The following is a 12,795-nucleotide window of genomic DNA, read 5'->3' on the forward strand; positions in this document are numbered from 1 at the left end:
CTCGTGGCAATGAACTTCTTAGCAACAGGCAGATTATGACCAACCTAGCGTGAACCCGGCAAACATCAGCAAAGCAGCGAGATCAGGGATCTTTGTTCCGCGCTCGGACATACGGGACTCTGGAGGATGGTCCGTTGGGTTACTTTCCGAAGTGGTGCGATCTGCCTTCGAGGGGTGACGAGCGGCTGTGATGCTGGCGCCTCAACTAGCCCGCGGCAATCGGCCCCCGCCAGGCTGAATCGTCGTAACCGCCATTCATCAATGGTTGATTGACCGGATCCCGTGTCATATTCCTTGGAGAGGTGCGGGGACCTGCCAGCCCCAACTTCCCACCAAACCCCGGCGGATTTGTAGTCTCCATAATCGTTCTGGCCACAGAGGTCACGCGGCCCAAAACGGACTTGGCGACATCAACTCGGGACATAGGCTTCCTGTCCCGAGTACATCGGAGAATTGAATGTGATTCTGCTTCCAGCACGGCGTCGGCCCAACCTGACAAATAGGCAGCTGACTGCACACCCCGGTCGATGCCATGAGCCCGAAGGACCACGTAGGCAACTGACTCGGCCTCGATCTCTGCGAGGCCACGGTGTTCGGCACTGCTGCCATAGAGGGCTCCGATGGCGTCTCCTGGAACGTGCAACGAAGCGTGGGCAAGTTCGTGCGCGAGCGTTGCAACTCGATCCTCAGCATCCAGCCATGACCCAACGCTGATAAGGCGACGTCCGTGGTCGGTGTAGCCGTCCGCCAATCCTGCCTGCATCTCCGAGACGACGATGTTGTAGCGCGCGTTTCGTGCCACTCCAGTGAGAGACTCCCACAGCTGAGTGCATGAATCTGGCTGCGATGGCACCTCCAGCTGACCGGCAATAGGAACAAGCAAAGGCTCCCCCTCGGTCTGCGACACATCGAACACTGCCTGTCCACGCCATCCGACAATCCTTGATCGGTGTTCACCGTCCCCCGACGCCGCAAGTTCAGGTTTTCGCGCCCCGGAAGCCTCACCTTGTTCATCAGCAGGCGTGATTCGGGCGGTTCTTGGCGCAATCACATACAAGGCGTGTTCACCCTTGAGAACATAGCGACTGTGCCGTTCCCACTCCTTGTACCCGGCAACGAGGGTCGGCTTCATTGGACCTCGTTGGGCCATTTGCATCGTCAAAAGTGCGACATTACCTCCCGAGTACCGCCACATGGTCGCCGAAGCGTCGAGGAGCCGGTGCCATCGCTGCGGGTGGTCGACAGCCTCTGCAAGCAGCGAGTAGAGCCCTTCGGTGAGCTCGTTAACTCGCTGTTCAGGACTGGGGTGGGTGGCTGGCGGCGCTCCCTCATTTGCTTGAACTGCTTTCAGCCATCGTGGTGTTGGTTCGGATATGGCTTCCATGGCTTCATCCCTCCGTTACTGTCCGGAATCGGTGGTGCCTGAATCCGCACTGCCGGGTGTTCCCGAATCTGGCTGATTTGCCGTATTCAAGCTTGTATGCGGCAACCCCGTCAAGGCGGGGCCGTCGTCAGGCAATCGGCGGACGACCGGTTCGCGGTGCTGCTGCAAGCTGACGCAGCCCGCCGTCCTGGTTAGATCCCGCAAGCGGACGATGCTGTGCTCCATGTGTTCATGAAAACCCAAGGGACCGAAACCGCCGTCGTCCTCGGTATAGGAGGCCTGCTCCGCCCGCTGCAGCGCATACAGCTCGGCGACGATGTCCGAGTGCCGCCACCAGCAGTCGGGAACCACTGAGGTGGGCAGGTGGTAGGTCTCTACGAGCCAGCGGACCCAACTACCGAGGTGGTTCCACACGGTCTCGGCGGTGCGGGTGTCCATGTCCCGCCACCGGTATGTCATGGGTACGCGCTCGGAGCGCAGACCGCGCGTGGAGCCGAAGAGCAGCGCCGCGAAATTGTCTTCGGCACCGTTCTCGACGTCGTATTCAAAGGATTCGTCCTCGTCCATGGCTATGTCTCCTGTTCTTGTGCGGGGATTGGCGTTTGTTGTTCGTGCTGTCGTTTGAGGTGGCCGGTGAGCAGTTCGAGCTCGGTTTGCTCCTTGGACCGTCCAAGTTGCGCTGCGTCTTTGCGCTTATGCCATTCGCGCAGGTCCAACAGGATGGGGCGGCTGCGGCGCCCGAGCATGATGGCAGTACCGGCCGGCAGTCGGCGGATCTCATGGAGCGGGATTACCGGTGACTCGCGGATCTGCTCGCCGTCCTGCCGGCCCTGCGATGACCAGGATCGGGTGTTGAACGTCAGCGTCCGTTCGCCGATCAGGCCCGCGAGTGCGCGGAGGTCGCGTTCGTCCGAGCCGCCTCCGAAGATGACCTTGATGATGGCGGCGTCCCAAATCGTGGCGGCCTCGTCCATGGACCAGCCAGAGCGGGCCTGGGACAAGGACTGCAGCACCACGATGGTGGAGATGCCAATGCCACCACCGTCCGACAACACCACTGGAAGCCCCGGCCATGGGGAAAGATTGGCAATTTCGTCGAGGATGAGCGACAACGGCGGATCAAGCCGACCACCCGCGCAGACGAAAGCCATCTCCCTGGCGGCGTAGTCAATGTCATCGATCAACGCGGACAGGAAGGGACCTGCCGCGGCAGCACCGCTCTTAGTCCCGATCAGGTAGAGGGTCCCCCGTTGCTCGATGAAGGCTTTGGGGTCGAATTGCTCGCTGCTCTCTCTCGGGTTCAGAGCAGCTAGGACCTTGGGTGAGGACAGCGGGGCTGCGGCGGCGGTTACGCCGATCCAGGAGTTGGAGGTGTTGCGAGGGTCATCGTCGACGATACCCATCAAATCAGCCTGCCAGCCCAGTGCTGCCTCGGGCCGCCCGAGAATGTTAAGGGCTTCCCTTGCCAGCACGGGGTTTGATGCCCAGCGGCGAAACGACGAAACCCCCTCACCCGAGAGAGCAGCAGCATGCAGCAAACATTGCAGCACTATCTGCGAGCGCTTTTGCCAAGCTGCGTTCTCTCCTTTGAGTGCGGCGTCTGCAGAGATGACCAGTGCTCGGCGGGTGGCGACGTCGGGGTCCTCGCAGCCCCTCACTGGTGACCAGCGCAGGGTTGTGGGCAGCCCGGACATGCCTTGGGGGTCGAAGACGGTGACTGGGCGGCCGTTGGTGGCGCGGGCTTTCATGGTCACGACGAGGTTGTCTGCCCGGGTTGAGGTGGTGACGACAGCGCCGGGTGCGTCGAGGATGGCGTTGATGATGACGTAGAGGCCCTTCCCGGAGCGGGGTGCGCCTTGGATGACGAGGGATTCTTCGGTGGAGACGTGGACGGTGACGCCGCGGGATTTGCCGATGGTCCAGGAGACTTCTTCAACTTTGGGGTCTTTGGCGCTGGGGCGGGTGTAGCGGCCTCGCTTCAGTGCTGCCTTGGCGCCGAATTCGCGGGCGATTTCTGCCCGCCGTGCCACGCCGTCGCGGCTGAGGATGTCTTGCCGGAGCCAGGCTCCGGATTGGCGCCAGACATGCAAGCCGAGGATGCCTGCGAGCGCGGCAACAGCTATAAGAACGAGGACGGGTGCGACGATGAGCCAGACCTGTCCGGTGCCGATGCGGCATGCGCCTTGTGCGGGCAGGATCCATTGGATCCGGCCGCTGGCTAGTCCGGGCAGGACGGCGGGGCTGAGATTCCAGGGGGCAGTCCCTTCGCATTGCGCTGAGTAGGCAATGTGGGCAGCGGCCTCGATGAAGAGGCTGAGGAGTACGTAAATTGACGTGGCAACCAACCCGATGGTGACCATCGGATTGCCATCGTCCAAGCGCCGAGGCATCAGAGCATCCTCTCATCGGTACCGAACACGGCCAGCTCGTCGGTGGTGACCTGGTTCGCCACAATGAACGAGCGGTTGCCGACCTTCCACAGGCCCACACCCTTGGGGAGCTTCTCCACGTGTTCGCATTCAGCTTCGGTCAGGCCAAGCGCTTCCTTGGTCAGCTGCATGGGGTCGTGCTTTTGCCGATAAATGACCCTGGTATCGGCCTCGGTGAGCAGGCCAAGTGCTTTTTGCCGCAGACCACTGGTGCTGTCGCCAATCTCGTTCAGGTCGGCAATCTTGTGCATGATGAGCAGATTCGAAATCCCGTAGCCGCGAGCCAGACGCCATTGCTCGCTCATCTTGGCGAGCATGTAAGGGTCCGCGAGCATCCGCCAGCCCTCGTCGTAGACAACGATCCGCTTTGCTCCGTCGGGGTTCGTCACGGCCGCTTCCAGCCACGTCGCACCACAGGCAGCCGCCAAGGACAAGGCTTGTTCCGAGGCGCCGATCAGGGCCGAGGTGTCCATGACCATGATCGGCGCATCCGCATCAAAGGCGACGGTCGAGGGTGCGTCAAACATGCCTTCCAGATCTCCTGAGACTGTTCTCCGCAATGAATGTCCGACGCCGATCCCTCCGGCAGGTCCGACAAGCGCGGCTGTTGCTGGGGTTGGGTTGAGGAGGTACTGCAGCACCATGGGCAGCGTTGGTGTGCTGTTGGCCGCCACTGCATCGGTCAGTGCCATGTCCAAGGCGGTGTGCTCGACCGGGCTCAGCGGGGCGCCCGGTCGCATGAGCGAGACAAGGGCCACCAGCAGGTGGCGGCGGCGTTGCCGGACCACTGCCAGCCACTGCGCATCGGACAACGCGCTGGAGCGTGGCCCGGCGTCGAGCGGGTTGACCCTCGTTGCACGGCCCGGACCCACAGAAATAACTTTCCCTCCGGGGATGGCATTGGCGACGGGAACCCACTCCCCCTTGGGGTCCGACGCAACGGCTGCCTTGCGGCCCAGGGTGACAGAACGGGTCACGAGGGACTTACCGCACATGGACTTCCCCGTGCCCACAGTTCCGATGACGACAATGGACGGCCCGCTGATGAACCCCTTGTCGTACATAACCCACGGGTCATAGCAGAACGCGCCGGACCCAAAGAGGTCAGTGCCAATGTAGGTTCCCTCCGGACCGAGCCCGGACTCAGTGAGAAACGGGTACGCTGCCGCCATGGTCAAGGTCGAGGCCCGATGTGGGGCTGGGTGAACTCGGTGCGGGCCCCACAGCGTGGCCCCGTTCCGTTTCCCCCAATCAACAACCGAGCCGCTCCCGCCCGCTTCTGCAGCCCGCTGTGCCCGCAGCTCACGCAACAACAGCGTCGGCGAAGTGTTCAGCGAACGTTCGCTCCGCCGTCGTTCCTTCCGCTCCGAACGGTTCTCCCCGGCAGGAGCAATACTGACGGTGGCGACATGCTTGTTCATTTCAGTCCCCTTCCCAAGGGCAAAGCGCCGGCGATGAACGCCGGCCACTGCTGACCTGCCATGAGCCGCAACTCGACAAACGCACCCGCCGCGGCGGACTCAAGTTCCTGCCTGCAACGCGACAACTCGTCGAGTGTTGCAGCGGTAATAGTTACATAGGCTGCCGGGCGCACATCCCCATGACCGGCGACAATTTCTTCCTCGCGCTGGGCAACTTCTTCCTCCTCCGCCCGCTGCTCCCGCGTGAGGGGCCGGTCCAGGCGGGCATTGATGCGGCGCCGCGTTTCATGGGCTTCCTGTGCGGAACGAATGTCCCGCAGCGCTTGGTCCGTAGGCACTGTCCGAATGACTTGGGAGATGATGTGCCGGAACTCCCCCACATAGATCAGCGGTTGCAGAAACCCTGGGTAGACCTGCTGGCGGGGCCACTCGGCAACCCAGAATGTTTGGTGGAAGCCCGAATCGGTTCGCAGATAGGTCCAGTGCTCCTCGGTGGCCATGGGTCCGGGTGACACCACTGTGTTGCTTTTCCCGGTGCCTGTCGCGGCCGCCCACTTCGCGACTGTCTCGGGGTCAAACGAACCACGGACCACGGCCGTCACAGCAGTGTCTGACAACCACTCGGTCACCGTCACCCCGTGCGTTTTTAGCCCAGTACTGAAGGCTTCAACTTCCGAGCGAAGAACGTGCTCCAAACCGGCCATGGCGCCTCCTGCATCCTTGATCCGACGGTGCGCCTTGGCCGTATCAAGGACGATGGTCATGATGATTTCGTGACTCATGGCTGACCCTGCTGCCTCGATCAAGTCCAGATAGGACTCATCACCCCACTGCGCGTCGGCAATTCGTTCCGGGGGCACGGCTCGCTCGTAGTAGGCGCGGAGCGCACTGGATGGGTAGGGCACGGTGTAGTCCTGAATGGCGATTCGGGCGATGGCCGGCCTCCGGGCCATCGCCGCCTGAACCCTTGACCAGGACTGGACTGCGAATGCTTTGTCGTCGTTATCCATGAGGGCAAACGAAGTGGTCGTGCAACGCAGCGAGACCATGGCTTCATGTCCATTGCGGTCCAGGACGAATCCTTCACCACCAGCTGTCTTGCACAGTTCCAGACTGCCCAGACCGCCGGGCAGTGCCATGGTCCCGACCTTCTTCGGCGCTTCGGGGCGTGCCAGGTAGCGGGTCTCGTTCAGGACTGAACGCAGAAAGAAAATCGATGCCGTGAATGCCCACACCGGGTAAGGGATGCGGGCGTATTGGAGGACCCCGAACAGCATGAGTCCCAACCACGCCGGCGCCGTCAAGATGAAAGCAATTGGACCGCCCGTAGCGGATGAGAGGGCGGCAATCAGCATTCCCAGAGCAACCAAGGAAAGCTGGTACCACTGCAGCCCCATGAACAGTCCATGCCGTTCGTGGCGCGGGAATCGAACAGGTTGCAATACGCGGGTGTCTTCAGTCATGATGTCCATCTCCATGGGTGGGAGGCTTGTTAGGTAGACGCTTGGAAGGATCAACAGGGTAATTCGGTGCGGTTGGCGCCGGGCGGGGCGGAGGACTCGTCGGGCTGGCCTTTGGCGCCGGGTCCGGGCGGTCCATCTTCGGCGCAGCCGGCCGGGATGCTCCTGCATTTTGTGGCATCACTGTATTACTTGGGGACCCGGAGCGCCTGCCGGGGTAACGAGACGTCGTTGGCCCAGTGCTCGCCGGCGGAGACATCGAGGCGGATCGGTCATGGGCGGCAGACGTTTCGTGGCTATTCGACGGGGCGTTGGCTTGTCCGCCCTTGGCTGATGGGCCCGGCGGCATGGGCCAAGCCTTGGACGCTCCCGAACCATGTGCCGGAGCTCCTGTGGGTGTCGCGCCATGGGCTTTAGCGCTCGATGCAGTTGGTCCTGCGGTCTGGGTAGGGTTTCCAATCCACGCCTTGCTTGCGCCGGCGTGCATGGCAGCGGGACGCGAGGCAGCTGCCGCGTGACTGGATGCTACTGGCGTCGGCCCTTTACTGCCTACACCAGGCATGTGCAGTTTGCCGCCGAACTGGCGACCTAGCTGCCGGCTCGTGAAGCTTCCGGCCCTGTTGGCAACATGGCCGCCACCTGCCATCTGGGCAGCTCCGGCAATTTCACCGCCGGCAAAACTGACGAGCTTGAGGGCCATTAGTGGGGCCGCGCAGGCCAAGACCATTCCGACGGCGCCAGACGCAAGCCCGCTGAACGATGTCGAATTCGCAAACAGTTTGACTGCCACCGCAAGGACAGTCGCAGCGAGTGGTTTCGCAATCAACAGCGCAATGACCGTCTCGCACCACATCCTGCTCCAGGACTTCGTCTTCTCCCAGGGCAGGAGCATGAGAGCCACCGGAGCGACAGCCGCCAGAACAATGAGTGCGAATGATCGAAAGATCATTGAGCACATGAGGATGAACGACAGAATCCACACAACGAGGACAGCGATAGCTGTAACGACCACTGCACCGGTCGGGCCACTCGTTGTTCCAGAGCTGAGCGAAACGACATCCCATTCGCGCCCAGAACCAGCTTCGGCTTTTTGAAAGCCGAACAATCTCATGAAAACGACGTAGGGGTCATTGCCGAGAGTGGCCAGCAGTGCCGTGGAGGCGGAGTCTGTGAAGCTGGAGAGTTTGATCATCAGGCTCGTGGCCACGTAGACCAACGGGACGGCAAGCGCCCCGCCAAGCAGTGCACGGCCGATGCGGCGTGGCTGTTGACTGACCAGGCCTGCGATGAGCTGGACGATCATGACCACAACGAGCGGCGTCATCATGACGACAACCCACCAGTTCGTCAAGCCGCCGACAATGCCCCATTCTGATGCATCAATGTCTGAGACACCGAACGCCCCTGAAATAAACGACCACATCCACGACGCCATGCTCTCGAGGACGCTGGCAATGAAGGAGGTGACCGACGAGGCGAAATTGTCGTTTGCTTGAGAAACAATGCCACACCCAGGCGGCCACCAACCACCTAGGCTGCATTTGACCATCGGTAACATGGCCCACGCCTAGAAACCGAGGTTGAACGCGTTCTGCGACCACAGGATGTAGCCGTTGATGCCACCCAGAATCGCGGCGACCGGCCCTGTCCAGAGCAGGATCATGCCACCACCAGAAGCCAGTCGCGAGGATTGGCTGAGCTTGCCAGCCAAGAGCATGGCGGCGCCGATGATCGCCACGATGGCAATCACGATGAACGCGCCGACGAGGATGCCGCCGCCGATTTCTTTGAGGGATTCGAGGAATGGGAAGTTGGTGTTCGGTGTGATCCCGGGATCCACCGCAGCCGGATGAAACATTGTGAACTCCAATCGCTGGTTGCCCACATGCGTGGACGTTTTGTTCACCTGCTTCATGGCTGCGGAAGCGGAAAACTACATGACCAGCAGACTTTGAACGTACAGACCTCCTCATCTGGAACCACTACACCCTGTTACGAGGCGCGAGACCGGATGTCAGTCCCTGGAACTAGAGTTGGCGGAATAACACCGAGCCTAGGAGTAGCGTCGCAATGTCAGTTCTCTATGGAGATGATCCCTTGTCCGATGACGGGGACCATAGTTTTGGTACTGAGAGTATCGTCAGACGCTTTATTGCTTCCCTGAATCTGCTCAAAACTCGCACGCCCAGTGCCGTCGTCGCGCTCGTTGGCCCCTGGGGGAGCGGCAAAACAACAATCTTCAACCGAATCCAAGAGTCCATGGCTGCTGATGGCACATGGAGTGTAATTACATACAATCCCTGGGCCTATTCTTCCCTCGAGTCCGCTGTCCCCGGATTCTTCGCCGAAATTCGATCCGCATTACCTGATGACATGAAAGGCTCGAGCAAGCGAAAGGTACTGGGCGATTGGATTTCCAGAATGGCACCCATCGGCAGCCTTGGAGGGGCAGTCGGTGTTGATGTTAGCGGGGCTGCTAAAATTATTGGTGACTTACTGGTTGGAGATCAGAGTCCGGAGAATCTCCGGAAAGAGGCTGAGGAACTCTTACGGGGACTCCAACACCCCATTCTGATGCTCATAGATGATCTTGATCGGCTAGGCCCGAATGAGCTCCTAATGACTTTCAAATTAGTACGTCTTTTGGGCAGAATGCCTAACGTTTATTACCTGCTTGGTTATGACGAAAAAACACTTCAAGATATACTAATGAAAACCGGTTTGGTAGCTGAGGAAAAGAGTCGAGCAAGGGATTACCTTGAAAAAATGATCCAACTTCGGCTTGACATCCCTTCCCTTCTACCAGAATATCGCTCTGACCTCGTCAATGCAGCGCTCACTGAAGTGACAAGTAATCATGGGGTGGCGTTAAGCGAGCAAGACGAACAGCGGTTAGCTAAGTCATGGTCCCACTGCGTTGATCGATACATCAATCAACCCCGTGCAGTGAAGAGACTATTCACGCAGGTTGACGCTACGTGGGGCGATGTCGCTGGTGAGGTCGATTTTGTTGATTTCGTATTAATAACATTTATTCGGACATTTGAACCCAGTGTCTACGCACTTATTGAGGAACGTGCGGATGAACTTTTGTCGAAATCAATGGATTACGCTCTCTCAAGAAACAAGGAATCACCTACCCAGCGTTGGGATAGGTGGATCGGATACCTCGAAGCCTGCGGCTCGCAATTCCCGTCGCACATGGCAGACCTTTTGGCGGATTTGTTCGTCCCAATTCGCTCCGGTCGATCAAATATGGAATTTGGTTCCGCAGAAAGAACCGATATTGCTCTAAGGCAAGGTGTCGGCCACGCAGACTACTTCTACAGATATACGCAGATTGGCGTCCCCCGAAGCGACATAGCGGAAAAGGTAGTCATACAGTGCATTCAAGAGCTCCACGACGGCGCGCCAGGCCACGCGACCGCCACCCTAAAGGCCAAACTGATTGAAGATCCCAATCGAGTCGTAGACAAGATCCTTAGACAAGGGAATGGGGACACTTTGCCTTCTGCGGAACTAATTCGCATCCTGGGGCAGGAGTATGAGTCAATAGGGACGAAGTCGAACGGTTTCCTGGCAGCACCACCATCGCGGGCCGCGTTGAAATTATCTGAACACATATTGACCACAACTACCAACGATCGTGCACTTGATTTGATTGGAGTCGCCATGGAGCGGCCTGCTGGCGTCGCCATGATCGGAGATCTGTTTCGTCAATTGCACAGCGCCAAACAAAGAGGTGAAGATTCGCCTGAATGGTTTTCAGAGGCAATACCAATAGTCTGCAGTCACATCAAAGACGTCTTGAACAGTCTAACCAGTGATTCAACTGACGAGGAGAACGAGCGTGGACTTAGAAATTTCTGGGCTCTTAGAGATTTAACCTCCAGCGATGAGGCAAAAGAATTTCTTTGGACAAAAGTTGGACTCCAAAAATTGTGGCAAATCGAAGATATTCTTGCCCTTATGATTCCAATTAGAGTTGGCCCCACATATTGGACGCTGGGCGAGCTCGAAGCCGAAACAATGGAGTCAGTTCTTGGAATAGAGAAAATAGCCACCATTTTGGACTCTCAGTCGCTACCAGACCATACTGCAAGCGACCAGCTATCTAGCCCGAAATTCGATCATAGGCCAACGGTCGAAGACCGAAAACCATTTGCTATGGCGAGTTTCCATCAAGTTCTCAGGTCCTACCGGAAGCAGAATGACCTCGAGCTCTAGAGCCGCACAGAACAATATTTTTCCCATCGGCGGCAGAAGTCAAGAATGGAACGTGATCACGAAGTAGGCCGCGCCTCCATTCCATGCCACTGGATGCAGAAGTGTTCCCACCGCAGGGTTCAGCGCACTGTACATCATGCCGTTCCCGGCGTAGATGCCGATGTGCCCCCAGTGGTTGGGGCCGTCAGGATTCTGTACAACCATGTCGCCCGGCTGCGGATTGGATGTCGGCATTCCCGCCGTCCATTGTTCCGTGCGTGGCAACGTGATGCCAGCTTTGCCGTAGACCCACTGCACGTAGCCTGAACAGTCCCAGGCTTTGAATGCTGTGCCGCCCCAGACGTAGGCTCCACCAACACCTTCCTGGGCGTATGCGAGGATTTCACGACGGAGTTGGTTCAAGTCAGAGGGCAGTGCAGGTTGGGAGACGCCCGATTTGTCAGGACTGCACGCAGCCGGTGCCGTCGCTGCCCCGAGCCCGGCCAGAATGGCTGCAGCTTCGGGCTGCCATTTGGCGTACCTCTCCGGAAACGCTGATCCTTGGACTGCTTGTGCTGCGGCACCTTTGTCCATCTGCCGCCATCCTTGGATATCCAGCAGACCCCGCGGCGATCCATGGTTGGGTCCCCGCGGCCCGCCATAGAAGGCTTCGGCGTTGTAGGCCGGTTGCATGAGGTTCCCGATACTTCCCCATCCTGCCGAAGGACGCTGTTGGGCGCTGCCAATGGAGTCATGGTCGCTCCCGACGCCGTCGTGAGGGAATTTCAGGGACTCGGGCACTGATGGGTTTGCCAACATTTGCAGGTTGGATTCTTGGAGACCCATCATGAGCGCAATAACAATGCCGTCGTCTGGGACGCCCCTGGCGCGGCCGACAGCAATGTAGGCCTTCGCCACCGTTACTTGCGGCTCGCTGAGTAGGGAAGGTGTCTGGCTCGGGACCGTGATCGAAACCGCCGCACCCGGGCCACTTGCGGCGCCAGTACAGACTGCGGTCGAGCCTTGTGATGCGAAGGCAACTAGAGCGATTGATCCGCAAAATCCCATGACACAACACAGCACCAATGCGCTGGCCATCGCTCCAATCAGTCGCAGCGCGGCACGCTTCTTGATCAGTCCCAGGAGGAGCGCCGGGGCTGGCATCAGTAGACGATTCTGTCCGATGACGCGTAGAACGCCACCATTTCACAGCGATCAGCCGGGGCTGTGGCGGCGGGCGGGCAGTTCACCATAACGCTGATGGGCGCCGTATAGCTGTTCGTGCCCGAGATTGCATGCTCCGTCACGGCCAAGGTCACCGTACAAACATGAAGGCCTTCCCACGGCGCGGGATACTGGACAAATTGGGCCAGTTGCGCGTCGCACGTCGAATTCTCGGCCTTGGCCGTGCGGTGGCCATGCGCGCCGGTGAGGGATGCATATGCTGCCGCGTTGGTCCCCGTGGCCTCAAACTGATCCGCAAAGACGGTCAAGGGGTTTGAGCCGTCGGGGAGTACGTGCCACCAGGCGCGTATCCTTCCGTATGTTTCCGAGTATGTGGCCTCGCGCGTGTCCCACGTGTAAACAGTAGTGGCCGCTGCAGTGGCCATTTGGCGAAAGTCCAGAGTGAAAGGTTCATCGCCTGGAGCAAGCTGCGGATTTGCCAGCGAGCTCGTAGCCGGTGACACCGCGGCAGTCGGTGTCGCAGACGAATGTGAGATCGCGGGCGCAGTCGACGGGGTCCGGCTACTTCCTTCAGGCGTCACCGCTGGTGTTCTGAGCGATAACACCACTGCGATTCCGGCCACAGCCAGAGCAGTGACTAGCAAGAGCAGCCAAGCTCGTCGTCGACTTGGCCTGCCCCTTAATGTCAGCCATCTCGTGTTCATGCGTCC

General features: G+C 59.5%; 10 protein-coding genes. 1 reads left to right on the forward strand and 9 read right to left on the reverse strand.

Going from position 1 to position 12,795, the window contains the following annotated elements; translation table 11 throughout:
* Window positions 1-205 precede the first annotated feature (205 nt).
* From AB0P14_RS03955 to AB0P14_RS03985, 7 genes are all read right to left on the reverse strand, one after another.
* A complete protein-coding gene (locus AB0P14_RS03955; RefSeq protein ID WP_363837989.1) occupies window positions 206-1,384 on the reverse strand; it encodes an ArdC-like ssDNA-binding domain-containing protein in 1,179 nt (392 codons plus the stop codon).
* Between the two features lie 15 nt (window positions 1,385-1,399).
* Window positions 1,400-1,951 carry a hypothetical protein gene (locus AB0P14_RS03960; RefSeq protein WP_363837991.1) on the reverse strand — a complete coding sequence of 184 codons (552 nt, stop codon included), beginning with the start codon at window positions 1,949-1,951 and terminating at the stop codon, window positions 1,400-1,402.
* A 2-nt stretch (window positions 1,952-1,953) separates the two neighbouring features.
* Window positions 1,954-3,774 carry a TraM recognition domain-containing protein gene (locus AB0P14_RS03965; protein ID WP_363837994.1) on the reverse strand — a complete coding sequence of 607 codons (1,821 nt, stop codon included), beginning with the start codon at window positions 3,772-3,774 and terminating at the stop codon, window positions 1,954-1,956.
* Window positions 3,774-5,234, reverse strand: coding sequence for an ATP-binding protein (locus AB0P14_RS03970; protein ID WP_363837997.1), 1,461 nt, complete (start codon window positions 5,232-5,234; stop codon window positions 3,774-3,776). Before AB0P14_RS03970 ends, AB0P14_RS03965 begins: the two co-directional genes overlap by 1 nt.
* Complete coding sequence (locus AB0P14_RS03975; RefSeq protein WP_363837999.1) at window positions 5,231-6,697, reverse strand: SCO6880 family protein; 1,467 nt, start codon at window positions 6,695-6,697, stop codon at window positions 5,231-5,233. The genes AB0P14_RS03970 and AB0P14_RS03975 overlap by 4 nt, the downstream gene beginning before the upstream one ends.
* Window positions 6,690-8,117 (reverse strand): type IV secretion system protein, encoded by a 1,428-nt coding sequence (locus tag AB0P14_RS03980; protein WP_363838002.1) that lies wholly within the window; start codon window positions 8,115-8,117, stop codon window positions 6,690-6,692. The genes AB0P14_RS03975 and AB0P14_RS03980 overlap by 8 nt, the downstream gene beginning before the upstream one ends.
* A 144-nt stretch (window positions 8,118-8,261) precedes the next feature.
* Window positions 8,262-8,552, reverse strand: a complete 291-nt coding sequence (locus AB0P14_RS03985) for a hypothetical protein (protein ID WP_363838005.1) — start codon at window positions 8,550-8,552, stop codon at window positions 8,262-8,264.
* Window positions 8,553-8,764: 212 nt separating this feature from the next.
* Here AB0P14_RS03985 and AB0P14_RS03990 point away from each other — a divergent pair, with 212 nt between their 5' ends.
* Window positions 8,765-10,921 (forward strand): P-loop NTPase fold protein, encoded by a 2,157-nt coding sequence (locus AB0P14_RS03990; protein WP_363838008.1) that lies wholly within the window; start codon window positions 8,765-8,767, stop codon window positions 10,919-10,921.
* 39 nt (window positions 10,922-10,960) lie between these two features.
* Here AB0P14_RS03990 and AB0P14_RS03995 read toward each other — a convergent pair whose 3' ends face one another.
* On the reverse strand, window positions 10,961-12,064 hold the full coding sequence (locus AB0P14_RS03995; protein ID WP_363838010.1) for an NlpC/P60 family protein: 1,104 nt from the start codon (window positions 12,062-12,064) through the stop codon (window positions 10,961-10,963).
* On the reverse strand, window positions 12,064-12,510 hold the full coding sequence (locus AB0P14_RS04000) for a hypothetical protein (protein WP_363838013.1): 447 nt from the start codon (window positions 12,508-12,510) through the stop codon (window positions 12,064-12,066). The genes AB0P14_RS03995 and AB0P14_RS04000 overlap by 1 nt, the downstream gene beginning before the upstream one ends.
* Between the last annotated feature and the right edge of the window lie 285 nt (window positions 12,511-12,795).

The sequence above is a fragment of the Specibacter sp. NPDC078709 genome (assembly GCF_040686795.1).
GTDB lineage: Bacteria > Actinomycetota > Actinomycetes > Actinomycetales > Micrococcaceae > Specibacter.

Excerpts from the sequence above, each read along its gene's own strand:
- AB0P14_RS03955 (WP_363837989.1), bottom strand. The coding sequence starts at position 1,384 with ATGGAAGCCATATCCGAACCAACACCACGATGGCTGAAAGCAGTTCAA.
- AB0P14_RS03960 (WP_363837991.1), bottom strand. The coding sequence starts at position 1,951 with ATGGACGAGGACGAATCCTTTGAATACGACGTCGAGAACGGTGCCGAA.
- AB0P14_RS03965 (WP_363837994.1), bottom strand. The coding sequence starts at position 3,774 with ATGCCTCGGCGCTTGGACGATGGCAATCCGATGGTCACCATCGGGTTG.
- AB0P14_RS03970 (WP_363837997.1), bottom strand. The coding sequence starts at position 5,234 with ATGAACAAGCATGTCGCCACCGTCAGTATTGCTCCTGCCGGGGAGAAC.
- AB0P14_RS03975 (WP_363837999.1), bottom strand. The coding sequence starts at position 6,697 with ATGACTGAAGACACCCGCGTATTGCAACCTGTTCGATTCCCGCGCCAC.
- AB0P14_RS03980 (WP_363838002.1), bottom strand. The coding sequence starts at position 8,117 with ATGTGGTCGTTTATTTCAGGGGCGTTCGGTGTCTCAGACATTGATGCA.
- AB0P14_RS03985 (WP_363838005.1), bottom strand. The coding sequence starts at position 8,552 with ATGTTTCATCCGGCTGCGGTGGATCCCGGGATCACACCGAACACCAAC.
- AB0P14_RS03990 (WP_363838008.1), top strand. The coding sequence starts at position 8,765 with ATGTCAGTTCTCTATGGAGATGATCCCTTGTCCGATGACGGGGACCAT.
- AB0P14_RS03995 (WP_363838010.1), bottom strand. The coding sequence starts at position 12,064 with ATGCCAGCCCCGGCGCTCCTCCTGGGACTGATCAAGAAGCGTGCCGCG.
- AB0P14_RS04000 (WP_363838013.1), bottom strand. The coding sequence starts at position 12,510 with ATGGCCACTGCAGCGGCCACTACTGTTTACACGTGGGACACGCGCGAG.